We start from the raw sequence: 23,759 nt of genomic DNA, 5'->3' as shown, positions 1-23,759 counted from the left end.
GCGATTTTGCTTAAGAAAGTGAAGCAATGAATGGAGGCAACATGCAACTGACGTTTTTAGGTGCAACCCAAACCGTCACCGGATCTAAATATCTATTGACCTCTGATTCGAGAAAAGTGCTTATCGATTGTGGTCTTTTCCAAGGTTATAAAGAATTACGATTACGTAACTGGAATAAATTTCCCATCAATCCTCAAGAAATCGATGCGGTGATCGTGACCCATGCTCACATCGATCATACGGGTTATCTTCCTTTATTAGTAAAAAATGGGTTTAAAGGCACCATTTATATGACCCCTGGTACAAAAGCCCTCTCTTCTATTTTGTTGCCAGATAGTGGTCATCTCCAGGAAGAGGATGCACGATTTGCAAATAGATATGGTTATTCCAAGCATCAATTGGCACTACCGCTTTATACAGAAGAAGATGCACAAACTGCATTATTACACTGTGTCGAAGTTGATTTTGGTGTCTCTTTTCCGCTTTTTAATGAGTTAAGTTTCGAATTTAGCCGTGCAGGACACATTATTGGCGCTGCATTTATAAAGATTAAAAAAGGGGCCGCCTCAATTTTATTTACTGGGGATATAGGCCGTCCTCACGATCGGGTGATGAACGCGCCAACACCCATGGATGAGGCGGATTATATTGTGATGGAATCGACCTATGGTGATCGATTACATGATACAACTGATCCCTTGCCGCAAATGAGCCAGATCATTAATGACACGGTTCAGCGCGGCGGCTCACTCGTTATTCCGGCATTTGCGGTAGGTCGTGCACAAAGTCTTCTTTATTATATTTATCAACTTAAAAAGAGCGGCGCCATACCCAATGCGATTCCTGTTTATTTAGATAGCCCTATGGCCATAAGCGCCACTCATATTTTATGCACTTATAAGGCAGATCATCGCTTAAGCAGGGAGGAATGTATGGGCTTATGTGATGTTGCAACCTATACCAGCACGCCTGAAGAGTCGAAACAAATTGACAGGCAACAGATACCGCAAATTATTATTTCTGCAAGTGGAATGCTGACCGGTGGTCGTATTTTGCATCATTTAAAAGTGTTCGCACCCGATCCTAAAAGTACCATTCTTCTTGCTGGATATCAGGCGGGGGGTACGCGTGGAGCGCGGTTAATGGCAGGTGAGCACGCATTAAAAATTCATGGTGACCTAGTTCCTGTGCGGGCTCAGGTGGAAGTAATGAGCAGTGCTTCTGCCCACGCTGACTATCAAGAGTTACTGGATTGGTTAAAAAACTTTAAACGCACGCCCAAAAAAGTATTTATTACTCATGGTGAGATTCAAAGTGCGCGCTCTTTTAAAGAAAAAGTCGAACAACAATTGGGTTGGCAGTGCTCTGTTCCAACTTATTTACAAACAGAGAAACTGTTATGAATTCCATTTCCAGCCATTCACTAAAGATAAAGCGCCTTGGGATTAATACCTATCATGAGGCAATTATCTATATGCGACCCGATTGTCCGATTTGTTTCTCAGAAGGATTTGAAGTTCACACACGGATTCAAATAAGCTTAGGTCACTATTCAGTTATTGCCACACTTAATGTCATTGAATCCGATCTTATTCTTCCCGGTGAAGCCGGTTTGTCCAATTATGCTTGGGACACATTGCATGCTAAAGAAGGTGATGAAATCTACTTGTCTCATCCTACGCCACTGGAATCATTAAACTTTATTCATTCTAAAATTTATGGCAAAACACTTTCACTAGAAGAGATGAGGGTGATTGTCAGTGACTTATTAAGTGGTCAGCTGTCTGATATTCAAATCGCCTCTTTTTTAACCGCATGTGCTGGTGACCGATTGAATACTACGGAAATTAAGCGGCTTACTCAAGCGATGATTCATAGTGGTGAACAATTAACCTGGTCCTCTCCTCTTGTTGTGGACAAACACTGTGTCGGTGGGTTGCCTGGTAATCGTACGACCCTTATTGTTGTACCTATTCTTGCAGCATTTGGGTTGACGGTACCTAAAACCTCATCGCGTGCCATTACATCTCCTGCAGGGACCGCGGATACCATGGAAGTGCTGGCACCGGTATCATTAAATCCTAAGCAAATGCATCAGGTAGTTGAACAAGAGCAAGGCTGTATTGTGTGGGGCGGTTCGGTTGCATTAAGCCCAGCAGACGACGTACTCATTCGCGTTGAAAAGGCTCTTGATCTGGATAGTGAGGGGCAATTGATTGCCTCCATCCTTTCCAAAAAAATTGCTGCAGGTTCAACTCATGTCGTTATTGATATCCCTATTGGGCCAACCGCAAAAATTCGCAGTTTAAAGAGTGCTTCCGAGCTTAGTCGTTCACTTACAGCAGTGGGAAAACAGTTAGGAATGACTGTTCATACTGTATTTACTGATGGTTCACAACCCGTTGGACGAGGGATTGGTCCTGCTTTGGAGGCTCGCGATGTATTGGCGGTATTGCAAGGGACTCCCCACGCACCAACCGATTTACGTGACAGAGCGTTAACCTTGGCAGGAATCGCTCTTGAGTTTTCTCCAAAAGTAAAGACAGGTACCGGCAAGGAACTCGCTAAAGAACTGTTAGATACAGGGCAAGCTTGGAAAAAATTTCAAGCCATTTGTGAGGCTCAAGGCGGCATGAGAAAGCCGACAACCGCTCGATTTACACACACCGTCGAATCGCCACATTCAGGGATAGTGGTTGCAATAGATAATCACTTATTAGCTAAAATCGGAAAACTGGCTGGAGCACCTTATGCAAAAGCAGCTGGGGTTGATTTCCTTACCCCAATTGGCACGTCCATTGAAAAAGGACAGCCACTTTTTACCATTCATGCAGAATCAGTAGGTGAATTAAATTATGCGCGACATTTCATTAGTGGGAAAAAGGACATTATCTCGATAGGAGAAGGACATTGAAACCCATTCTTTTTTCATTATTTGAGCGCTCAGAACTGAGCAAAACATTAATCGAACGTCTTGATGTTGAGGTAGGTGATGTGACAGTACATCGTTTTCCAGATCAAGAATGGTATATCAAAATCAATTCGGAAATTAAAAATCGTGACATTATTGTGGTGACCAGTTTCAATCAGCCGGATGAAAAAATTCTACTGTTATACTTTTTTGCACACACTGCAAAAGAGCTTGGAGTCGCTCAAATGGGTTTAATCGCCCCTTACTTAGCGTATTTACGACAAGATACGCAATTTCATCCGGGTGAAGGAGTAACCTCGCGTTATTTCGCCAATCTTTTATCCCAATCATTTCATTGGCTCATGACTATTGATCCCCATTTGCACCGCTATAAATCATTAAGTGACATCTATTCAATCCCCACTTTTGTGGTGCATGCAACCGATGCGATATCGGGATGGATTCAAAAACATATCAATCATCCAGTGATTATTGGACCTGATATGGAAAGTGAACAGTGGGTCGCTGAAATCGCAAAAAAAGCACATGCACCCTATACTATATTGGAAAAGGTAAGACATGGCGATAAAAAGGTAACGGTTTCAATTCCTAAGATACCCAATATTCACTCTGTTTCACCGGTGTTAGTGGATGATATCATCTCTACTGGAAGAACCATGGTTCAAACGGTACTGCATTTAAAAAATATGGGCATAAAATCGGTTACGTGCATTGGTGTACATGCTCTTTTTGCAGAAGATGCCTACACGATTTTATTAGATACTAAGATAGCGCAAATCATCACGTGTAATACGATTCATCATGAAACCAATGAGATCGACATGAGCAGTATAATTGTTGATGCATTAGTAAAAAGTAAGCTTCTTGTAGGGTTAATAAAGAAGTAGGGGTTTAGAGCAGGGCTAAAAGAATTGCTAAGGGAGGAGCGAGAGCCAACATGGAGAATAAAATGAACCCCACTAATTTCGGTGATATTGTCTCAGTGCGTGGCAGTGTTGTGGATATTCGGTTTAAGCATTATTTGCCTCCTATCTATTCTTTGTTACACGCAGGGGATGAAGGACATATTGCGATTGAAGTTTTGGCGCATCTTGATGCGCATCGTGTGCGAGGGGTAGCGCTTACCCCAACTCAGGGGCTTGCACGCGGTATGTTGGTGAAGGACACAGCAGGAACACTGAACGCGCCGACGGGTAAAGCGATTCTTGGACGCATGTTTAATGTGTTTGGCGAGACCATTGACCATCAGGAAGAACTGACCAATATCCAATGGCGCAGTATTCATCAAGCCCCACCACCTTTAGCCCATCGTTCCATTCAATCAGAAGTCTTTGAAACAGGGATTAAGATCATTGATGTGCTTGCCCCACTGGAGCGAGGTGGCAAAGCAGGATTGTTTGGTGGCGCAGGAGTTGGCAAAACCGTGTTACTGACCGAAATGATTCATAATATGATTAAGCAGCACCAAGGAGTGAGTATTTTTTGTGGGATAGGTGAACGCTGTCGTGAGGGACAGGAACTGTATCATGATATGAAGGAAGCTCAGGTTTTATCCAACATGGTGATGGTATTTGGGCAGATGAATGAATTACCAGGGAGTCGCTTTCGTGTGGGGCATGTCGCGTTGACTATGGCTGAATATTTTCGTGATGAGGAACGGCGCGATGTGTTGTTACTTATTGATAATATTTTCCGCTTTATCCAAGCAGGCTCCGAGGTTTCTGCCTTGATGGGACAGATGCCTTCCCGATTAGGTTATCAACCGACGATGAATACGGAGCTCTCGGAACTCGAGGAGCGAATCGCCAACACCGATACCGGAGCCATTACTTCAATTCAAGCGGTGTATGTGCCTGCCGATGATTTCACCGATCCTGCGGCAGTCCATACCTTTTCCCACCTTTCAGCATCGATTGTGCTGTCGCGCAAACGTGCCAGTGAAGGTTTTTTCCCCGCGGTTGATCCGTTGCAGTCGAATTCCAAAATGGCAATGCCTGGAATTGTCGGCGAACGGCATTATCATCTGGCCCAAGAGGTTCGCAGAACACTGGCGCAATATGAAGAGCTCAAGGATGTGATCGCGATGCTGGGTTTAGAGCAATTGTCCTCAGAAGACCGTAAGGTGGTGGCTCGTGCAAGACGGTTGGAGCGTTTTCTGACGCAGCCTTTTTTTACCACAGAGCAATTTACTGGACTTAAAGGAAAACTCGTGAGTCGTGAAGCGGCACTCGATGGTTGTGAGCGTATCTTACAGGATGAATTTAAAGATTATCCTGAAAGTGCACTCTATATGATTGGGGCAATGGATGAGGTCAAGAAACCCACAAAATCTCAAGTGGAGAGTTTACATGCCTGATGAATCATTGATGCGTCTTAAAATTCTTTTGCCCTTCCAAATTTTTGCACAGAAGACGGGCGTATTGCGCATCGTTGCGGAAACGGAACAAGGGGCCTTTGGACTGTTACCGCAACGACTTGATTGCATTGCTGCGTTATGCCCTGGGATCCTCACTTATGAAACTGCAGCAGAAGGTGAGGTTTATGTTGCCGTTGATGAGGGAATGTTAATTAAAACAAACAAAGAGGTCGTGGTTTCGGTACATAACGCAATCGGTGGAACAGATCTGGATACCTTATATGAATCCGTGCAAAATGAATTCTTAAATCTTAGCGAGCAAGAACAAAATGCGCGTGCAGTGCTTGGTAAGCTTGAAAGTGCTTTTGTGCGCCGCTTTGTGGAGATAGCGCATGGTTAAGAAACCATCAAAAAAGGAAATCAATTTTGTTGAGCAAATTAGCAAAAAAGTGTCGCGTAAACGTAAAGCGAAGCGTCATGCCAGGCTCATTATCTGGTCTGGATTGGGAATGATGGGATTAATTGGTTGGTCGGTAGCTGCTCCAACATTACTTGGTGTTGCATTGGGCCATATACTGGATATGCATTATCCAGGAAAGCACTCTTGGACACTGATGCTCCTCATCATTGGTCTGATTTTAGGATGTGTGAATGCTTGGTATTGGGTGGCAAAAGAGGATAAGGAAATACAAAAGGAGCAGAAAAATCATGATGATGACTGAAGGAGTTGAACTCATACAGGCCTTGCTCGTCGGTTTATTACTTGGCGCATTGTTTTTTGGGGGGCTTTTGTGGACGATACGTCAAGGTGTTGTGTCGAAGCGACCTGCACTTTGGTTTTTGAGTAGTTTTTTACTGCGCACGATCGTTACTTTAGGGGGTTTTTATTTTATTTTAACAGAAGGTCAATGGATGCGGTTGTTGATTTGTTTGCTGGGGTTTACCCTGGCACGTTTTATTCTAACACGCCGATTCGGGGAAGCAAAACAAAGACATTTAAGCGCGAGGATAAATCATGCATCTTAGTCCCGATGAGATTATGTTTTGGCACTATGGTTTTTTCAAACTGAATGCAACCATTGTCATCACTTGGGGGTTAATGCTGGTGCTCACAGTGGGTTCCTATCTGATTACGCGACGACTCTCAACGGCCCATCAGCGTTCTCGTTGGCAAAATTTTTTAGAAATGATGATTCTTACAGTAGAACAGCAAATCAAGGAGGTAGGGCTTAGTCCTCCTCATAAATATCTTGGTTTTTTAGGCACCCTTTTTCTATTCTTAGCTACCGCCAATTTGTTTACCATCATTCCGGGTTATGAACCACCGACGGGTTCGTTGTCGACTACAGCAGCACTTGCACTTTGTGTCTTTGTGGCGGTACCCTTATTTGGCATTATGGATCAAGGGCTCTTAGGCTATTTAAAATCCTACTTGGAACCTACCTGGATGATGCTACCCTTTAACCTGATTAGTGAACTTTCTCGGACATTAGCACTGGCGATTCGTTTGTTTGGGAATATGATGAGTGGGACCATGATTCTTGCGATTTTATTAACCATTGCCCCTTTTATTTTCCCCATCCTGATGAGTGCGTTAGGTCTATTAACCGGGATGGTTCAGGCCTATATTTTTACCATTTTGGCATTAGTGTATATTGCTGCAGCCACACGCACACGGGAGTTACCTGAAGAGTCAGAGACCAAGGAGAACCCTCGCGCGGGCATCAAATGAAGTAGAGGAATAATACGATTAACATCAACTTAAAGAGTATATTATGGACCAGACAACCCTTATCGGAATCGTTGCAGTTGCTTCAATCATTATTGCAGGCATCACTATTGGTATTGGTGCCATAGGCCCCGCTTTAGGTGAGGGACGCGCAGTGGCCATGGCGTTAAGTTCATTGGCGCAACAACCTGATGCGGCAGGCTCCATTACGAGAACGCTGTTTGTGGGACTTGCGATGATTGAATCTTTGGCTATTTATTGTTTTGTGGTGTCGATGATTCTCATTTTTGCAAATCCATTTTGGAATTACGTGATTACCCAAGCGGCGGGGAAATAAGCCATGTTAATTGACTGGTTTACTGTTGGTGCCCAAGTGATTAACTTCCTTATTTTGATCTGGTTGCTGAAACGCTTTTTATATCGGCCCATTCTTCATGCGATCGATGCACGAGAGACGCGCATTGCGTCCGTACTTGCAGCAGCTGATGCCAAAGAAGCTGAAGCCCAAAAAGAACGTGATACGCTGCGCCACCAGAATGAAGAATTCAATGAGCAACGTGCAACACTCTTGAAAGAGGTGACTCATGAGGCCACTGTTGAACGCAAGCGCCTTGTTGATGAAGCCCGATGTGACGCTGAAGCGTTACGTCTGCAGTGGAAAGAAGCACTGAGAAGAGAACAACTCAACTTCAGTCACGAACTAACCACGCGCATCGAACAGGAGGTTTTTTCCATTGCCAGAAAAGTATTCATGGAGCTTGCCAACACGAAGCTTGAGTCTCAGATTGTTGACGTGTTTCTTAGTCAGCAACGTAGCGCTAAAGACCAAATCGTGTCCATGACTCAAGATTTATCCCATGGGGTACTCATCCGTACTGGATTTGACCTTTCATCAGTAGAGCAGACTTCCATTGAAGAAGCAATCCAAAAACTCATTAGCGCAAGTGTTCTCGTTCAGTTTGAGACCTCAGTAAATCTCATCAGTGGGATTGAACTCATCATTAATGGACAAAAGATGGGGTGGAGTATGGCGGATTATCTAAGCGATTTGCAAAATCAAGTGGATGCGTTTTTTCAAGAACACTTCAAATCCGATTTGAAGACAATGAGTCAGTAAAAATGGAGTCAAACAATCTACACGAGATGATGAATCATGCTTTTACTGGAATAAGCCAAGTAAGAGAAGCTTTTAGGTTGCAATGCACACCACGTGAAGTGGGTACTATTAGCATGATCTCCACGGGAATTGCTAAGGTTACAGGTCTTCCTGGTGTCGGTTTTGAAGAATTGGTTCAGTTTCCGGGCGATGTATTCGGTATTGCATTCAACATCGAAGAAGATGAAGTGGGTATCGTTCTCCTTGGTGACTATGAGCACTTAAAAGCAGGGGATGAGGTCGAGCGTACTGGACGAGTGCTGGATGTTGCGGTAGGAAATGGATTAATTGGACGGGTCATTGATCCACTGGGTCGACCACTCGATGGCAAGGGACTCTTGAGCACGAGTCAACGGCTACCTATTGAGCGTCCTGCACCGTCGATTATGGACCGTGCTGCGGTTACGGTGCCCTTACAAACGGGGATTAAAGTGATTGATGCACTAATTCCCATTGGACGAGGTCAACGTGAATTGATTCTTGGTGACAGACAATCAGGTAAAACCGCAATTGCACTGGATACCATACTCAATCAGCACGATCAAAATGTAGTGTGCATCTATTGTGCTATTGGCCAACGGACCTCTGGAGTAGCCAAAGTGGTCGCCACGTTGCGTGAAAAAAAAGCGATGGATTACACGGTTGTCGTCGTTACTGAAGGCAATGAAGCACCGGGCCTTGCCTACATTGCCCCTTATGTGGCAACCAGTATTGCCGAGCATTTTATGGAGCAAGGTCGCGATGTATTGATTGTTTATGATGATCTGACGCATCATGCACGAGCTTATCGCGAACTCTCACTCTTACTGCGACGGCCTCCTGGTCGTGAAGCGTTTCCAGGTGATATCTTTTACATCCATTCACGACTTCTTGAGCGTGCAACGCACGTACATGAACGACTGGGTAACGGTTCGATTACCGCGTTACCCATTATTGAAACCGAAGCAGAGGACATGTCTGCGTACATCCCAACCAATCTTATTTCCATCACGGATGGACAAATTTATCTCTCACCATCGCTGTTTGAATTAGGCATGCTGCCTGCAGTGGATGTAGGCAAATCCGTATCACGCGTTGGCGGAAAAGCACAGCGAGCGGCGTATCATGCGGTTGCAGGTGAGCTTAAACTGGCTTATGCGCAGTTTGAGGAACTTGAGAGTTTCGCCAGATTTGGCGCTCGCTTAGATGAAGAGGCGCGCAAAACTCTGGAACATGGATGGCGAATTCGCGCATGCCTCAAACAACCCGAATCGGCTCCAGTGGCAGTCATCGTGCAAATCACGGTGTTATTGGCTTTGGTAGAGGGTTTTTTTGATTCGGTACCACTTGATAAGATGAGCGAAGCAGAGCATGCTTTGATGCATGCGGTGAGCGCAATTCCACAAGAAGTCTGCAAGCGGTTGATAACCAGTAAGACATTGACTGATGCGGATCGCAAGCTGATTTTGCACGTGGCTCACCAAGCGCTTGCTGCGTTCCAAGCTGAGTCAGAACGGGGTAAAGCGAAGGACGAACAAAAGCCCTAAGGAACGAGGATGAGCGACACCACTGCAAGTTTACGGCGAAAGATTAACGGGGCTCAAGAACTGCAATCAGTTGTTCGCACGATGAAAGCTTTAGCTGCTGCAAGCATTGGCCAATATGAGAAGTCAGCTCAGGCTTTGGCGGATTACTATCATGCGCTGGAACTTGGATTGGCTGTCTGTTTCCGAGACATGAAACCCATAGCGGGGAGTACAAAACAGCGACACACAGGAGTGGGAGCGGTAGGGGCCATTGTATTCGGTTCGGATCAAGGATTAGTGGGACAATTTAATGAATTAGTCGCAGATCATGCATTTAAGACACTGAGTGAGCGATCAGGAACACCCCATATTTGGGCTGTGGGTGAACGTGTTTATGGACGTATGAACGACATAGGTTTGCCACTGAGGGGGCTTTTTTCAGTACCCAGCTCAATCCAAGCGATTTCTCCTTTAGTGGGGCAAATTCTTATTGAAAGTGAGGCTCATGAGCAAACGGAACTCACGGAACTGTATCTCTTTTATAATCGTCATCTCACTGGAGCCGTTTATCAACCAATTGGCCAACGCTTACTTCCTTTGGATGAACCATGGCGAAGTCAATTGTCTGCATTACCTTGGCCAACCAAGAAATTGCCTCAAATCTTGGGTGAGGGGACGATGACGTTGCGCGCTTTAATTCGTGAATATCTTTTTGTTTCTATTTTTAGAGCTTGTGCTGAATCCCTGGCAAGCGAGAATGCGAGCCGTCTTGTCGCCATGCAGCGTGCGGATCAAAATATTGATGAACTATTGGGGCAGCTGAATGGCACTTTTCACCGTTTGCGTCAAAATCGAATTGATGAGGAGTTATTTGATGTGATTTCGGGTTTTGAGGCGTTATCGTTGCCTAAAAATGCGAGGTAGTTTGTAATGACTGTGATGCGTTTTTTTAAGGAAAAATTAAAGTGAAATGGATGAGGAAAATCAATGATGAAACCATTTAAAATCGTGTCGGTTACGGTTGTTTTTTTGATAATACTGGGGTTAGCTGGTGTTTTAACCTTTGTTTATTCTGGGTTTTTTAACATCTCGGCACAAGAAAAAGAATTACCCCTTTTAGATTGGCTTTTAGTCACAACACGGGAGCGCTCCATTACGGTACATGCTGGAGGAATCAAAGCGCCACCTAATTTACAGAATCCGGCGGTGATTCGGGAAGGATTTGACCATTATCGAGAAATGTGTGTTGCCTGTCATCGTGCTCCAGGATTAGGTCCTTCTGAACTGAGTCAAGGGCTTAATCCCAGCCCACCTAATTTTTCGCAAATGAAGCAGTGGGATATGACGCCTGAGGAAGTCTTTTGGGTGGTTAAAAACGGCATTCGGATGACCGGCATGCCGGCTTGGGGAGCAAGTCATGATGATGAAAAAATTTGGGCTCTTGTCGCGTTTCTTGAAACTCTACCCGGGATGACTCCAGAGCACTATCAGGCGATGGAGCAAAAAGCTGGGCCACAGACTCATGAGGAATAAGAATGAGTCAAGTAAGGGATAGATTGGGCAAAGCATGAGCTCATGCATCAAAACATCGATGCGTCATATGAAGAATTTTATCCCTTACTTGGAAGATAGAGAAATGAAATGAATGGTGCTATTCTATGCCCATTCAATGGATTCACAAGTGATTGGATGTTGCTTGATGGAGTTACGCGTGCTCAAGTCGACAGGGCTGTGGCAGAAAGGGATTAGGGGATGTGCCGCGGTGATTGCTGCGCTATGTTCTTTAAATGGCTATGCGGCGACGCGCGTAACACCCCTTTCTTTTTTTGAAGCAGGACAACGTGCCATCCAACAGGCACCCGAACTGAAACGCTTGCATACGGATATTGGGGCACTGGAGCAAAAAGCGATTGCGGATGGCCAACTTTCCGATCCCAAATTGATGGCCGGAACCCTTAATGTGCCCACCAATAATTTCAGTTTTACGCAAGATGAAATGACGATGATTATGGGTGGATTGGAGCAACGTTTCCCCAAAGGACATTCTTTAGCCATCAAATCACGGCAAACCAAAGCACAAGCGCGTGCTACCTACGAGCGCTTGCAAGAACAAGCGCTCGCCATCGTACGTACTGCCAGAGAAGCCTGGCTTGAACTTTATTATTGGGAACATGCAGCCCAAATTATTCGTACCAATCGTCAATTGTTTACTTATTTACTTAAGGTTGCCCAAGCGCAATACGCTGCAGCAAAGGCCACCCAATCCGATGTGCTGCAAGTGCAACTGGAATTATCGCATTTGGAGGACCAACAAGCCCAAATTGCAGAGCAGATTGCGCAGGTGCGTGCCAAATTAGGACGCTGGGTAGGCCAGGAACACGCCCAACGTCCGTTGAGTTCTCATTTGCCGCGTTTACCCAATCCACCTTCCTTAAATGCGTTAAAAACCAAAATTCAACAGCATCCTTTATTAAAGGCCGATTTAGGGACCATTAATGCAAGCCGTGAAGCCGTTGCTTTGGCCAAAGAGCAATTTAAACCTGGGGTGGTATTGGATGTCAGTTATGGGGTAAGACAAGGTCATATGGATAATGGACAGCCACGTTCCAATATGCTGACGGCGCAAGCAACAATTGACCTGCCGATTTTTCCTCGGTTGCGTCAAACTCCTCGTCTCAGAGAGCAATACCTTCATTTGGAAGGCGCGTTTTTAGATAGGGCGGCCCATTACCGCGATTTAAAGGAAATGCTCCTAGGCTCTTATGCAACCTGGACGCAGCTCACCCGACGCGAGGCATTATTTGCAAAACAATTAATGCCGGAAGCCACGCAAAATGCAAAAGCCGCTTTGCTCGCCTATCAAAGTGCAACCACCGACATGACCACGGTGCTGCGCGCATACACCGGACAGCTGGACATTAAGCTGGAGCAATTACGGGTTCAAGTGGAACAACGTAAGACGCGTGTGGCACTACTGTACTTACAAGGAAGAATGGGATGAAAAGAATAGGAATAGGAGTGCTTGTTGTTATTGTACTCGTCATTGGTTTTATGGTGCTTAAAAAAGTGGGTTTTTATTCAGAACAATCCACGCCCCAAGCCAGTAATGAAAAAAAGCCACTTTTTTGGATGGATCCGATGAATCCCATGGTTCGCTACAATAAACCCGGTGTCTCGACCATGGGCATGAAACTGGTTCCTGTTTATGCAGACTCTGAGCAGAAGGGTGAAGTACGGATTTCGCCTGAAATCGTTGATAATTTAGGAGTCCGTACGGCTCCTGTAGTCAAAGGACCACTTGCACGCAAAATTGAAACCGTAGGCTATGTGATGGCTGATGAGAATTTAATCAGCCACATTCATACTTATGTGGATGGTTGGATACAAAACTTGGTGGTCAAAACAACGCAAGCTTCTGTTACCAAAGGAGAACTGCTCTTTCAACTTTATTCACGGGGATTAGTCAATGCTGAAGAAGAATATTTAATTGCACTGCAAAGCAAACAACAGCCACTTATCGAGGCGTCCTATCAAAAATTACGTTCATTGGGTATGGCACCATCTCAAATTCAACAATTAAAAAAAACAGGGAAGGTCGCTCATCTTCTCGATGTGTACAGTCCTCAAAAGGGCATTGTTGCTGCCTTGAATGTGCGCGAAGGAAACCAAGTGACGCCCGAAAAAGACATTATGAGTATTGTTGATTTATCCACCATTTGGGTCATCGTGGAGGTATTTGAACAACACGCCTCTTGGGTGAACGTAGGGCAGCCCGCAGAAGCGAGTTTTCCTGCATTTCCTGGCAAAACCTGGAAGGGGTGTATTGAATTTGTTTATCCCGAGTTGAACCTAAAAACACGCACCGTAAAAGTGCGTTTACGCTTCGCGAATCCGGATAATCGCCTGCAACCCAACATGTATGCGATGATTACTTTACCGGTTGAACCCATGCAGAATGTATTGAGTATTCCTAAAGAAGCGCTGATTCAAACAGAAGAAGGGATTCGAGTGGTGGTATCATTAGGGAAGGGGCGTTTTAGGGTGCAACCGGTGGTACCCGGTATTGAATCCGGTTCCCGAGTTGAAATTCTATCGGGCTTGCACGAAGGGGAGCGCGTGGTGAGCTCAGGTGAGTTTTTAATTGACTCTGAGGCCAGTATTAAAGCGAGCCTGCAGCGCTTAAATGATGAGAAGGGTAACTAGATGCGCGACCTCATTCAAATTATCCTTTTTAAGGAGGATCATCCATGATTGCGGCGATTATTCGCTGGTCCATAAAGAATCGGCCTTTTGTCCTCCTTATGACGCTGTTACTGGTTCTTTCAGGCCTTTATGTTTTAAAGCAAACGCCTTTGGATGCCATTCCGGACTTATCCGATGTGCAAGTCATTGTGAAATCATTTTATCCTGGACAAGCCCCACAGATTGTGGAAGATCAAGTGACTTATCCTTTAACCACAAAGCTTATTGTTGTGCCCGGAGCTGAGACGGTGAGAGGTCAGTCTGCATTTGATGATTCCTACGTGTATTTGATTTTTAAAGACGGGACTGATTTGTATTGGGCCCGTTCTCGTGTTCTTGAATATTTAAGCCAGGTACAAGGCCGTTTACCGCCGAATGTGACCACGGCCTTAGGGCCTGATGCAACGGGTGTGGGATGGGTTTATGAGTATGCTTTGGTGGATACCACCGGAAAACATGATTTATCGCAGTTAACTACCTTGCAAGATTGGTTTTTGAAGTTTCAATTACAGAAAGTACCGGGTGTTTCTGAAGTAGCGCGGATTGGGGGGATGGTTCGTCGTTATGAAGTGGTTCTTGATCCGAGCAAATTACGTGCTTTTGACATGGCATTACCCCAAGTGATTTCCGCCATTCGCGATGCCAACCAGGAAGTAGGCGGCTCCACCATTGAAATGGGCGAAGCCGATTATATGGTGCGGGCACGTGGCTATTTAAAAAAACTCGCTGATTTTAAAAACATTCCCTTAGGTGTTTCAAAACAAGGAACACCGATTCTTTTGTCTGATGTAGCAACCATCCGACTCGGACCTGAAAATCGTCGCGGTATCGCAGAACTCAACGGTCAAGGCGAAGTGGTAGGTGGTGTCATTATCATGCGTTTTGGCGCAAATGCCAAGAAAACCATTGAGGCAGTGAAAGCCAAATTGGCTGAATTAAAAGACAGTTTGCCACCTGGGGTGAAACTTGTTGAAACCTACGATCGCTCAAGCCTCATTCAACGAGCGGTCAATACGCTCAATGATCGGTTGATTGAAGAGTTTATCTTAGTGTCCCTGATTTGTTTTATCTTTTTATTTCATTTACGCTCGGCACTCGTCATTATTATCACGCTCCCTATTGGCATCTTAGCCTCCTTTATTATTATGTATTGGCAGGGCATTACCGCCAACATCATGTCCTTAGGAGGGATTGCCATTGCCATTGGGGTGATGGTGGATGCGGCCATTGTGATGATTGAAAACGTGCACAAGCATTTTGAGCAGACGACGGTTACCAAGGAAAATCGATGGCAAATTATTGAAGAAGCCACGTTGCAGGTTGGTCCCTCATTGTTTTTTTCTTTGCTGATTATTATGTTCAGTTTCCTACCTATTTTTACCTTACAAGCGCAGGAAGGACGTCTTTTTGCGCCCTTAGCATTTACCAAAACCTATGCCATGGCCTGTGCTGCTGCCTTGTCGATTACCTTGGTTCCTGTGTTGATGGGCTATTTGATTCGCGGACGTATCCGACCGGAGACTGAAAATCCCTTAAATCGAGTCTTACAAGCGGTTTATCATCCGGTGATTCAGGCCGTACTTAAAGCGCCAAAGGCAATTTTAGCCGGTGCTTTTATTCTGGTTCTGATTGGGTTTTGGCCGGTGACCCGTTTAGGTTCGGAATTTATGCCTCCCTTAAATGAGGGCGATCTTCTTTATATGCCCACGACATTTCCCGCCATTTCCGTGGGTAAAGCGCAACAACTCATTCAGCAAATCGATAAACTCATCCTCACGGTACCGGAAGTGAAATCTGCGTTTGGAAAAATTGGTCGTGCGGAAACCGCCACCGATCCGGCATCCATGTCGATGATTGAAACCACCATTCAATTTAAGCCACAAAGTGAGTGGCGGCAGGGCATGACTTTTGAAAAAATCAGAGAGGAACTGGATCGCCACGTGCAAATCCCTGGAGTAACTAATGTGTGGGTCATGCCGATTCGCAATCGGATTGATATGCTTGCCACCGGGATTAAAACACCCTTAGGAATCAAAGTCATTGGTCCTGATTTGAATGTCATTCAAAAGATTGGGCAGCAAATTGAAGGGGTATTAAAGCCCTTGCCAGGAACCGCCTCGGTATTTGCCGAACGGGTAGTGAGTGCACGGTATGTGAATGTGGATATTGACCGACTCAAAGCCTCTCGTTACGCCTTAAACATTCGCGACGTACACGAGATGATTGAAAATGCGGTGGGTGGGATGAACATTACCCAAACCGTCGAAGGACTTGAACGCTATCCCGTGAATATCCGCTATCCCCAGCTGGTGCGTGATTCCGTGGCGCAATTACGCCAGTTACCCATTGTGACCCCGACTGGCGCCCACATTCCTTTAGAAGCAGTAGCGAAGTTATCCATAGTGAATGGCCCTGATATGATTCGAACAGAAAATACACGTCCTTCCGGTTGGATTTATGTCGATATCGCCGGACGTGATTTGGGATCGTATACCAAAGAAGCCCAACAGGTGGTGAAACAAAACATCAAGTTACCGCCTGGCTATACGCTTTTATGGACTGGGCAATACCAATATATGGAGCGCGCTGAGGCACGGCTTATGATTGTGATACCGCTGACACTTCTGATTATTATCGTGTTGCTTTATTTGAATTTTGGCCGTTTTTCAGAAGTGTTCATTATACTGGGTACGCTCCCTTTAGCACTGGTGGGTGGGGTATGGTTTATTTATTTACTCGGCTATTATATGTCCATTGCGGTTGGGGTTGGGTTTATTGGGTTGGCCGGGGTTTCTGCGGAAACCGGCGTGGTCATGTTAATCTATCTTGATCAAGCGCTTAAAAAGAGACAGCAACTGGCGCGCCAAGAGCAACGTGAACTCACGCAAACCGATATTCAAAATGCGGTTGTTGAGGGAGCTGTTCTTCGGTTAAGGCCTAAGATGATGACCGTATTGGCAATTATCGGTGGTTTATTACCAATTATGATTGGTGGTGGAACAGGTTCTGAAATTATGCGTCGGATTGCAGCTCCAATGGTTGGAGGAATGATTACCGCAACCCTCCTTACGCTGATTGTGATCCCGGCTGTTTTTCTCGTTTGGCAAGAAGCAAAACTCACTAAAAAGAAGCATAACGAGGCATAAGTTGTTTAATAAAAGATGGATTCACTACGATAGGGACGTGCACTATGAATAGACCCGAGAAGGAATGTTGTGCTGAAGAAAAAGAAATGACCGATTCCGAGTGCGAGCAGGTTTGCGGCGCTCAAGTTGTTCCTCATCCTTTTTTTAAACGTCTTGATAGCCTGTTTCAGGCCCATCTCGCGAAGCTGACTACTGGGATAAGTCCTGCTGCTTTGGAGACTTCCTATTGTTCATGGCTTTCGCAATTAAGGCAATCACCTGGGCGTTTGTTGGAATTGGCCTTTTATCCTATGGTGCATGTGGACGATTGTGTGAATAAAGTCATGTGCAGTCATGAGCATCCCGGCGATGGCGATGATGTTCGCTTTCATAAAGAAAGTTGGCAATATTTGCCTTGGCGCGGGTTCGCTGAAGGTTTTCTCTTAACGGAAAATTGGTGGCGATTGGCAACGACGGATATTTCTGGATTGCCAAAACCTGTTGAACGCACGATTTCTTTTGCGGTGCGCCAAATGTTGGATGCATTCTCGCCTTCTAATTTCTTTTTAACGAATCCCGATCTGTTTCATGAGACCCTACGCACAGGGGGTTTGAATTTAATTTCTGGGACAGAAATCGCAATAAAAGACATTGCTGAGCGGATAACCGGTACGCCACCTGCGGGTGTCGAGCACTTTATTCCCGGAAAAGATGTGGCGGTGACACCGGGTCGTGTCGTGTATCGTAACCATCTTATTGAATTGATCCAATATGAGCCCCAGACCAAAACCGTGTTTAAAGAGCCTATTTTGATCGTGCCGGCATGGATTATGAAATATTATATTCTTGACTTATCGCCGGAAAACTCGATGGTGAAGTGGCTTATAGCACAAGGACACACCGTGTTTATCATTTCCTGGCGTAATCCAGAGAGCCAGGATAGGGATTTGGGGATGGATGACTACTATCGACATGGGGCGATGGCAGCCCTTGATGCGATTGCAAGCCAGCTACCTAAAATAAAAATTCATTTAATGGGGTATTGTCTTGGCGGCACCTTGGCAATGATTACCGCAGCAGCCATGGCAGGAGCTCACGATAAGCGCGTGAAAAGTCTCTCCCTTTTAGCTGCACAAGGTGATTTTACCGATGCCGGTGAATTGATGTTATTCATTACCGAAAGTCAGGTTGCTTTTCTCAAAAACATGATGCAGGACCAGGGGTATTTGGATACCAAGCAAATGGCCGGTTCCTTTCAGATGTTGCGCTCTTACGATCTCATTTGGTCGAAGATGATTCAAGATTACATGCAAGGGAAACAACGTGGGCTCATTGATTTGCTTGCCTGGAACGCCGATGCTACCCGCATGCCCTATAAAATGCACAGTGAATACCTTGAAAAGCTGTTCTTAAATAATGATTTTGCTGAAGGACGTTTTAGTGTCGAGGGAAACCCTGTGGCCGCAGAAAATATTCATGTGCCTGCTTTTGTGGTGAGTACGGAAAAAGATCATGTGGCCCCTTGGCAATCGGTGTATAAAATCCACATTATGATCGACAGTACCATTACTTTTGTGCTCGCCAATGGCGGCCATAATGCAGGGATTGTCAGTGAACCAGGCCATCGAGGACGCTCGTACCGTATTCATGAACACAAAAAGCATGATGTTTATCTGAACACTGAGAATTGGCTTAAGGTCGCAGAACAACGCGAGGGTTCCTGGTGGTTGGCTTGGCATGACTGGTTGGTGGAACAATCAACACCCGAACGTGTTGCTCCACCTGCTGTTGATACGTCTTTGCCTGCCGCTCCTGGAGCTTATGTGATGCAGAAATAAAGGGGGATGAATGATGGATAAGGAATTCCTGGAGAATATTACATTTGACGAACTCACATTGGGGCGTCAGGCGAGTCTTACGAGGATGCTGACTCAAGATGACATCGACCTTTTTGCGGCCATGTCTGGGGACATCAATCCCGCGCACATGGATCCAATCTTTGCTCAAAGCGATATATTTCATGGTGTCGTAGGACATGGCATGTGGTTGGGTTCGCTGATTTCAGCGCTTCTTGGAACCGTTTTACCAGGACCCGGTACGATTTATCTGAAGCAGGATATTGAATTTAAAAAGCCCGTACGGATTGGCGATAATATTACGATTACGCTTAGTGTCCGTGATAAGCGTACGGATAAACCCATGGTCACTTTGGATTGTAAAGGAGTAAATCAACGTGGAGAAACGGTGGTTGCAGGGGTAGCTGTTGTTTTGGCACCTACAAAAAAGATACGCGTCGCGCGTTCAGAGCTACCGCAAGTCACGATTCGTCGCCCTGATCCTTTTCACAGCATTATCCAATCGTGTCACTGCATTCCTGCTGCGCGTACTGCAGTGGTCCATCCTGTTCAGGCCAATGTGTTAGAGGCTGTGGCTGATGCAGTCAAAGCAGGATTAATCGCGCCTATTTTAATCGGCCCACAAGCAAAAATTAAATCGGCGGCTGCCGAGGCCGGAATTGATTTATCACCATGGGAAATCCTTGATGTAGAACATAGTGATGCAGCCGCAGCCAAAGCAGTAGAGCTGGCTGCTGCGGGGAATATCGATGCCATCATGAAGGGCTCGCTCCACACGGATGAATTAATGGCTGCTATTGTACCTGCAGCTTCAGGACTGCGCACCAAATACCGCATCAGTCATGCTTATGTGATGGATGTTCCCTCCTATCCTAAGCCACTGATTATTACCGATGCAGCAATTAATATTGCCCCTGATGCGACTATGAAAGCGGATATTTGCCAGAATGCGATTAATCTGTGGCGCATTTTACATGGCGAGGATAAAAAACCTAAAGTCGCTCTTTTGGCTGCGGTGGAACTGCTCAATCCCAAAATGCAAGCGACCGTTGATGCCGCCATTTTATGTAAAATGGCTGACAGAGGTCAAATTACGGATGGGATTTTAGATGGCCCATTGGCTTTTGATAATGCCATCAGTAAGGAGGCGGCTGCAGAGAAAGGTCTTTTATCCCCTGTTGCTGGAGATGCGGATATTCTTCTGGTCCCTGAAATCGAATCGGGGAACATCCTAGCCAAGCAATTGACTTTTTTAGAACATGCCGATGCAGCGGGTATTGTTCTGGGTGCACGTGTTCCTATTATCCTAACAAGCCGGGCTGACTCATTGCGTACCCGACTTTTATCGTGTGCTTTGGCCGTTAAACTGGCCAGAGCCAGAGGTAAAGGAAAAATCAAATGACACCCAGCAAAAAAACAAGCATTCTTGTGATTAATGCAGGTTCATCGAGTGTGAAGTTCCAGGTGTTTTCACAGGAGTCAGCTCTCCATTTATTAGCCAGTGGCAAAGTCGCGGGTTTAGGTACTCTACCTCTTTTTGTGGCAAAAGATGCGGTAGCAAATAAGGTGATTCAAAAAACATTACCTGTTCATTGTTCCCATGAAACGGCACTACGATTTATTCTTCAGTGGATTAATGCCCAAGACTTAAAAATTAGCGTTGTTGCTCATCGAGTCGTGCATGGTGGAGTGATGTTCACCAAGAGCGTATGGGTCACATCAGGGGTGATGGCTCAATTGCGTGAGTTAAATCCGCTTGCCCCTTTGCATCAACCGCATCATTTGGCGGCAATCGAACTCATCAGCACAATAAATCCAGAGCTACCGCAGATTGCCTGTTTTGATACTGCATTTCATGCGCATCATGAAGCCTTATTTACGGAGTATGCCTTACCCCAAAAACTACGTGAAGAAGGTATTCGTCGTTATGGTTTTCATGGCCTTTCCTACGAATGGGTTGCTTATACCTTACAGCAGAATGATCCCGAACTGGCAAAAGGACGAATCATTGCCGCCCATCTGGGTAATGGGGCCAGCTTGTGTGCGATGCATCATGGCATAAGCATTGATACCACCTTAGGTATGACGGCCCTTGCGGGATTACCAATGGGTACACGTTGCGGTGACTTAGATCCAGGTGTCATTATTTATTTAATTCGTGAGCTGGGTCTGTCTGCGGATGAGATTGAGCATATTTTATACCATGAGTCTGGACTTTTGGGATTGTCTGAAAAGACCAATGACGTCAAATTGCTGCAGGAGAGTAGTGATCCAAGAGCGCAATTTGCCTTAACCTATTTCTGCCTCAAAGGGGCTCAGCTGATGGGAATGATGGCAGTTGCTCTAGGTGGTGTTGATGGAATTGTCTTCACCGGTGGTATTGGGGAGAATTCGGAATGGGTGCGACGTGCCATTTTGAAGCATGTTACATTTCTTAAACCGTTTGAAACGCGTATTATTGCTGCCAATGAAGAACGAATCATGGCGATGCATACGCTGTCTCTTTTAGAAAAAAACAAAGGGAGTGAGGTCTTATGAAGGGTACAAAAGGACTTCTTGTTGGGGTTGCTAATGAGCATTCCATTGCTTGGGGCTGTGCTAAAGTATTGTATGAAGCAGGTGCAGAGCTTGCCATCACCTATCAAAATGATAAAACGAAACCTTATGTGCAACCGCTGGCAGAACAGGTTTTATCCCCCATTTTTATGCCCTTTGATGTGATGGATGAGTCCCAATCAGACCATTTGTTTGAGACAATCAAAGCGAGTTGGGGTAGGCTTGATTTTGTTATCCATGCCATTGCGTTTGCCCCGAAAGCTGATTTGCAAGGTCGCCTTGTGGATAGTTCGCGCGAAGGATTTGGGATGGCGATGGATATTTCCTGCCATTCGCTGATGAGTCATGGCGGTTCAATAATCACCATGAGCTATTATGGTGCTGAGAAAGTGGTGACCCATTACAACCTCATGGGGCCGGTCAAAGCGGCTCTTGAGGCTTCGGTGCGTTATCTGGCAGTCGAGCTTGGGCCTAAAAAGATTAGAGTGAATGCCTTGTCACCGGGCCCAATACCGACTCGTGCGGCTTCAGGTCTTGCCGATTTTGATAAGCTGATGGAAAAAGCCGCAGTTAATGCACCACTCCATCAACGGGTGACTCTTGATGCGATTGGCGAAGCAGCCGCTTTTCTTCTATCAGACAAGGCAAACTGCATTACTGGGCAGGTGATTTATGTTGATAGTGGGTACAATATCCAAGGATAACCATTATTGAATGGTATGTGGATTTGATGGTAAGGATTAGTTAATCAATAAAAAGGAGTGTTGTTTATGGAACAAAAAATCGCTGTGGTCACTGGCGGAACAGGAGGAATAGGCTCTGCAATATGCGAGCGTCTGGCGGTCGATTACCAAGTCATTGCATGTTATTTCAAGGAGGGCAAACATGAGGAAGCCAAACTCTGGCAGGCTTACAAGAAAGAGGCTGGGTATGACATGGATATTCTCTATGCGGATACCACCCAATTTGCTGACTGCGAAAAGCTGACTGATTTAGTGATGGAGCGATATGGACGTATTGATGTCTTGGTGAATAATGCAGGCATCACGTGTGATACGACACTAAAGAAAATGACTTCCGAACAATGGCAGCAGGTTCTTGATGCGAACTTAACCAGTGTGTTTAACATGACCCGCAATGTATTACCCATGATGCTTGATAAAGGCTATGGACGGATTATTAGCATTTCATCGGTTAATGGTCGTAAGGGGCAGTTTGGTCAATGCAATTACGCAGCGACTAAAGCGGCTTTGTTTGGTTTTAGCAAAAGCTTGGCATTGGAAGTTGCCAATAAAGGAATCACGGTGAATACCATCTCTCCAGGCTATATTGAAACGCCGATGCTTGCTGCCATGAAGGAAGACGTATTAAAATCGATCATTAACACCATTCCTGTTGGACGTTTAGGTAGGCCGCAAGAAATTGCTAATGCAGTGGCTTTTTTAGCAGATTCTGAGTCCGGATTTATCACCGGTGCCAATCTGGATATTAATGGCGGGCAATATATGTAAGACTTGTCCTAGTCTGGAGTTCGCCTGATATGTGAAGGAATGGGGCATTTTTAGGGACGGTTTGTACCGCAGTATGAGTGGCATGCGATTTTTCTACGCCTGTAGGTGTAACGCGATTTTTACCTACACTCCTCTAAACTCAAACAAACCGTCCATTGGGGTTGTTATCCTCAAACTACGGTTATTCTTCATCCATCTGATTTCCATTCATATTGTGCATTTTATGCATCCCCATTCCCATACCCATCATTTCCATTGTCGCACCCTTCTTCATTTCTTTAACGACCTTTTGATCCTCGGGACTTATCAAACATTGGATTACTTTCCCGTCCTGGGTTTTAAGCTTCACGGTCATTTGGTTATTTCCTGTGTCGGCTGCGTTGACCAATGAACTGACAAGGCCAAGTGACACGATCATCCCTAATAATTGAATCTTCATGATGTTCTCCTTTCCCGTATTAAAATGATTATGAGCGCTGCTAATGGTTGTGCTTAGATTATAGCTTAGCTCATTGAGCATGAATTTGGTGTTATTTGAGGCTCTCGCTCCAGAATTAAAAATTCATCCTCTGTTCTACTGCACCTCAAAGGAACATGTTTTTGAAAATTCCAATTCTTTTACTTATGTGGTGCAAGATATTGATAAAAGGGATATATTATTGAAAAATAAATTCATATTATTCTGCAAAACCTAGTGCAATTTGAAACGCATCGCAAAATTAACTGCGTGTTCTGGTGATGAGAAAGAAAAGGAACTTTATGAATACGATCATCAATAAAATAACCCAAAC

General features: G+C 45.2%; 22 protein-coding genes. 21 read left to right on the top strand and 1 reads right to left on the bottom strand.

Translation table 11 applies throughout. The annotated features are described in order from the left end of the window. Positions 1–41: 41 nt before the first annotated feature. The 21 genes from Lani_RS14845 to phbB all read left to right on the top strand — a co-directional run bounded on the left by Lani_RS14845 (position 42) and on the right by phbB (position 22,968). A complete protein-coding gene (locus tag Lani_RS14845) occupies positions 42–1,403 on the top strand; it encodes an MBL fold metallo-hydrolase RNA specificity domain-containing protein (protein ID WP_058388651.1) in 1,362 nt (453 codons plus the stop codon). After that, on the top strand, positions 1,400–2,914 hold the full coding sequence (locus Lani_RS14840; RefSeq protein ID WP_058388650.1) for a thymidine phosphorylase family protein: 1,515 nt from the start codon (positions 1,400–1,402) through the stop codon (positions 2,912–2,914). Before Lani_RS14845 ends, Lani_RS14840 begins: the two co-directional genes overlap by 4 nt. Continuing rightward, positions 2,911–3,819, top strand: a complete 909-nt coding sequence (locus Lani_RS14835; protein ID WP_058388649.1) for a ribose-phosphate pyrophosphokinase — start codon at positions 2,911–2,913, stop codon at positions 3,817–3,819. The genes Lani_RS14840 and Lani_RS14835 overlap by 4 nt, the downstream gene beginning before the upstream one ends. Before the next feature lie 50 nt (positions 3,820–3,869). After that, complete coding sequence (gene atpD / locus Lani_RS14830) at positions 3,870–5,288, top strand: F0F1 ATP synthase subunit beta (protein WP_058388648.1); 1,419 nt, start codon at positions 3,870–3,872, stop codon at positions 5,286–5,288. Beyond that, positions 5,281–5,688, top strand: coding sequence for a F0F1 ATP synthase subunit epsilon (locus Lani_RS14825; protein WP_202972321.1), 408 nt, complete (start codon positions 5,281–5,283; stop codon positions 5,686–5,688). The genes atpD and Lani_RS14825 overlap by 8 nt, the downstream gene beginning before the upstream one ends. Continuing rightward, positions 5,681–6,010 carry an AtpZ/AtpI family protein gene (locus tag Lani_RS14820; protein WP_058388647.1) on the top strand — a complete coding sequence of 110 codons (330 nt, stop codon included), beginning with the start codon at positions 5,681–5,683 and terminating at the stop codon, positions 6,008–6,010. The genes Lani_RS14825 and Lani_RS14820 overlap by 8 nt, the downstream gene beginning before the upstream one ends. Next, positions 5,997–6,314, top strand: a complete 318-nt coding sequence (locus Lani_RS14815) for an ATP synthase subunit I (protein ID WP_202972320.1) — start codon at positions 5,997–5,999, stop codon at positions 6,312–6,314. The genes Lani_RS14820 and Lani_RS14815 overlap by 14 nt, the downstream gene beginning before the upstream one ends. Next, complete coding sequence (locus Lani_RS14810; RefSeq protein WP_058388646.1) at positions 6,304–7,020, top strand: F0F1 ATP synthase subunit A; 717 nt, start codon at positions 6,304–6,306, stop codon at positions 7,018–7,020. Before Lani_RS14815 ends, Lani_RS14810 begins: the two co-directional genes overlap by 11 nt. A gap of 43 nt (positions 7,021–7,063) precedes the next feature. Beyond that, the gene (locus Lani_RS14805; RefSeq protein WP_058388645.1) at positions 7,064–7,354 is read left to right on the top strand and encodes a F0F1 ATP synthase subunit C; all 291 of its coding nucleotides are present in this window, start codon (positions 7,064–7,066) and stop codon (positions 7,352–7,354) included. A gap of 3 nt (positions 7,355–7,357) precedes the next feature. Continuing rightward, on the top strand, positions 7,358–8,134 hold the full coding sequence (locus Lani_RS14800; protein WP_058388644.1) for a F0F1 ATP synthase subunit B family protein: 777 nt from the start codon (positions 7,358–7,360) through the stop codon (positions 8,132–8,134). A 2-nt stretch (positions 8,135–8,136) separates the two neighbouring features. Next, on the top strand, positions 8,137–9,699 hold the full coding sequence (locus Lani_RS14795) for an alternate F1F0 ATPase, F1 subunit alpha (RefSeq protein WP_058388643.1): 1,563 nt from the start codon (positions 8,137–8,139) through the stop codon (positions 9,697–9,699). A 9-nt stretch (positions 9,700–9,708) separates the two neighbouring features. Further along, positions 9,709–10,602, top strand: coding sequence for a F0F1 ATP synthase subunit gamma (locus Lani_RS14790; RefSeq protein WP_058388642.1), 894 nt, complete (start codon positions 9,709–9,711; stop codon positions 10,600–10,602). A 63-nt stretch (positions 10,603–10,665) separates the two neighbouring features. Then, a complete protein-coding gene (locus Lani_RS14785; RefSeq protein ID WP_082654127.1) occupies positions 10,666–11,211 on the top strand; it encodes a c-type cytochrome in 546 nt (181 codons plus the stop codon). 178 nt (positions 11,212–11,389) lie between these two features. Then, entirely contained in the window at positions 11,390–12,679 is a 1,290-nt protein-coding gene (locus Lani_RS14780; protein ID WP_223499678.1) for a TolC family protein, read from the top strand. Further along, on the top strand, positions 12,676–13,881 hold the full coding sequence (locus Lani_RS14775; RefSeq protein WP_058388640.1) for an efflux RND transporter periplasmic adaptor subunit: 1,206 nt from the start codon (positions 12,676–12,678) through the stop codon (positions 13,879–13,881). The genes Lani_RS14780 and Lani_RS14775 overlap by 4 nt, the downstream gene beginning before the upstream one ends. 44 nt (positions 13,882–13,925) lie before the next feature. Then, the gene (locus tag Lani_RS14770; RefSeq protein WP_058388639.1) at positions 13,926–17,066 is read left to right on the top strand and encodes an efflux RND transporter permease subunit; all 3,141 of its coding nucleotides are present in this window, start codon (positions 13,926–13,928) and stop codon (positions 17,064–17,066) included. Between the two features lie 86 nt (positions 17,067–17,152). Beyond that, positions 17,153–18,883 carry a PHA/PHB synthase family protein gene (locus Lani_RS14765; protein WP_396426828.1) on the top strand — a complete coding sequence of 577 codons (1,731 nt, stop codon included), beginning with the start codon at positions 17,153–17,155 and terminating at the stop codon, positions 18,881–18,883. Positions 18,884–18,896: 13 nt separating this feature from the next. Further along, complete coding sequence (locus tag Lani_RS14760) at positions 18,897–20,303, top strand: bifunctional enoyl-CoA hydratase/phosphate acetyltransferase (RefSeq protein ID WP_058388690.1); 1,407 nt, start codon at positions 18,897–18,899, stop codon at positions 20,301–20,303. After that, positions 20,300–21,439 (top strand): acetate/propionate family kinase, encoded by a 1,140-nt coding sequence (locus Lani_RS14755; RefSeq protein WP_058388637.1) that lies wholly within the window; start codon positions 20,300–20,302, stop codon positions 21,437–21,439. Before Lani_RS14760 ends, Lani_RS14755 begins: the two co-directional genes overlap by 4 nt. After that, the gene (fabI, locus tag Lani_RS14750; protein ID WP_058388636.1) at positions 21,436–22,161 is read left to right on the top strand and encodes an enoyl-ACP reductase FabI; all 726 of its coding nucleotides are present in this window, start codon (positions 21,436–21,438) and stop codon (positions 22,159–22,161) included. Before Lani_RS14755 ends, fabI begins: the two co-directional genes overlap by 4 nt. Before the next feature lie 66 nt (positions 22,162–22,227). After that, entirely contained in the window at positions 22,228–22,968 is a 741-nt protein-coding gene (gene phbB, locus Lani_RS14745) for an acetoacetyl-CoA reductase (RefSeq protein WP_058388635.1), read from the top strand. A gap of 181 nt (positions 22,969–23,149) precedes the next feature. Here phbB and Lani_RS14740 read toward each other — a convergent pair whose 3' ends face one another. Next, on the bottom strand, positions 23,150–23,407 hold the full coding sequence (locus tag Lani_RS14740) for a hypothetical protein (protein ID WP_058388634.1): 258 nt from the start codon (positions 23,405–23,407) through the stop codon (positions 23,150–23,152). Positions 23,408–23,759: the final 352 nt, after the last annotated feature.

The sequence above is a fragment of the Legionella anisa genome (assembly GCF_001467525.1).
In the GTDB taxonomy this organism is placed as follows: Bacteria; Pseudomonadota; Gammaproteobacteria; order Legionellales; family Legionellaceae; genus Legionella; species Legionella anisa.
The sequence above is the reverse complement of the archived record's forward strand: the minus strand, read 5'-3'. Positions and strand labels throughout refer to the sequence as shown.

Bases quoted from the DNA above. Each gene is read 5' to 3' on its own strand.
- Lani_RS14845 (WP_058388651.1), top strand. From the start codon at position 42: ATGCAACTGACGTTTTTAGGTGCAACCCAAACCGTCACCGGATCTAAA.
- Lani_RS14840 (WP_058388650.1), top strand. From the start codon at position 1,400: ATGAATTCCATTTCCAGCCATTCACTAAAGATAAAGCGCCTTGGGATT.
- atpD (WP_058388648.1), top strand. From the start codon at position 3,870: ATGGAGAATAAAATGAACCCCACTAATTTCGGTGATATTGTCTCAGTG.
- Lani_RS14825 (WP_202972321.1), top strand. From the start codon at position 5,281: ATGCCTGATGAATCATTGATGCGTCTTAAAATTCTTTTGCCCTTCCAA.
- Lani_RS14820 (WP_058388647.1), top strand. From the start codon at position 5,681: ATGGTTAAGAAACCATCAAAAAAGGAAATCAATTTTGTTGAGCAAATT.
- Lani_RS14815 (WP_202972320.1), top strand. From the start codon at position 5,997: ATGATGATGACTGAAGGAGTTGAACTCATACAGGCCTTGCTCGTCGGT.
- Lani_RS14810 (WP_058388646.1), top strand. From the start codon at position 6,304: ATGCATCTTAGTCCCGATGAGATTATGTTTTGGCACTATGGTTTTTTC.
- Lani_RS14805 (WP_058388645.1), top strand. From the start codon at position 7,064: ATGGACCAGACAACCCTTATCGGAATCGTTGCAGTTGCTTCAATCATT.
- Lani_RS14800 (WP_058388644.1), top strand. From the start codon at position 7,358: ATGTTAATTGACTGGTTTACTGTTGGTGCCCAAGTGATTAACTTCCTT.
- Lani_RS14795 (WP_058388643.1), top strand. From the start codon at position 8,137: ATGGAGTCAAACAATCTACACGAGATGATGAATCATGCTTTTACTGGA.
- Lani_RS14790 (WP_058388642.1), top strand. From the start codon at position 9,709: ATGAGCGACACCACTGCAAGTTTACGGCGAAAGATTAACGGGGCTCAA.
- Lani_RS14785 (WP_082654127.1), top strand. From the start codon at position 10,666: ATGATGAAACCATTTAAAATCGTGTCGGTTACGGTTGTTTTTTTGATA.
- Lani_RS14775 (WP_058388640.1), top strand. From the start codon at position 12,676: ATGAAAAGAATAGGAATAGGAGTGCTTGTTGTTATTGTACTCGTCATT.
- Lani_RS14770 (WP_058388639.1), top strand. From the start codon at position 13,926: ATGATTGCGGCGATTATTCGCTGGTCCATAAAGAATCGGCCTTTTGTC.
- Lani_RS14765 (WP_396426828.1), top strand. From the start codon at position 17,153: ATGACCGATTCCGAGTGCGAGCAGGTTTGCGGCGCTCAAGTTGTTCCT.
- Lani_RS14760 (WP_058388690.1), top strand. From the start codon at position 18,897: ATGGATAAGGAATTCCTGGAGAATATTACATTTGACGAACTCACATTG.
- Lani_RS14755 (WP_058388637.1), top strand. From the start codon at position 20,300: ATGACACCCAGCAAAAAAACAAGCATTCTTGTGATTAATGCAGGTTCA.
- fabI (WP_058388636.1), top strand. From the start codon at position 21,436: ATGAAGGGTACAAAAGGACTTCTTGTTGGGGTTGCTAATGAGCATTCC.
- phbB (WP_058388635.1), top strand. From the start codon at position 22,228: ATGGAACAAAAAATCGCTGTGGTCACTGGCGGAACAGGAGGAATAGGC.
- Lani_RS14740 (WP_058388634.1), bottom strand. From the start codon at position 23,407: ATGAAGATTCAATTATTAGGGATGATCGTGTCACTTGGCCTTGTCAGT.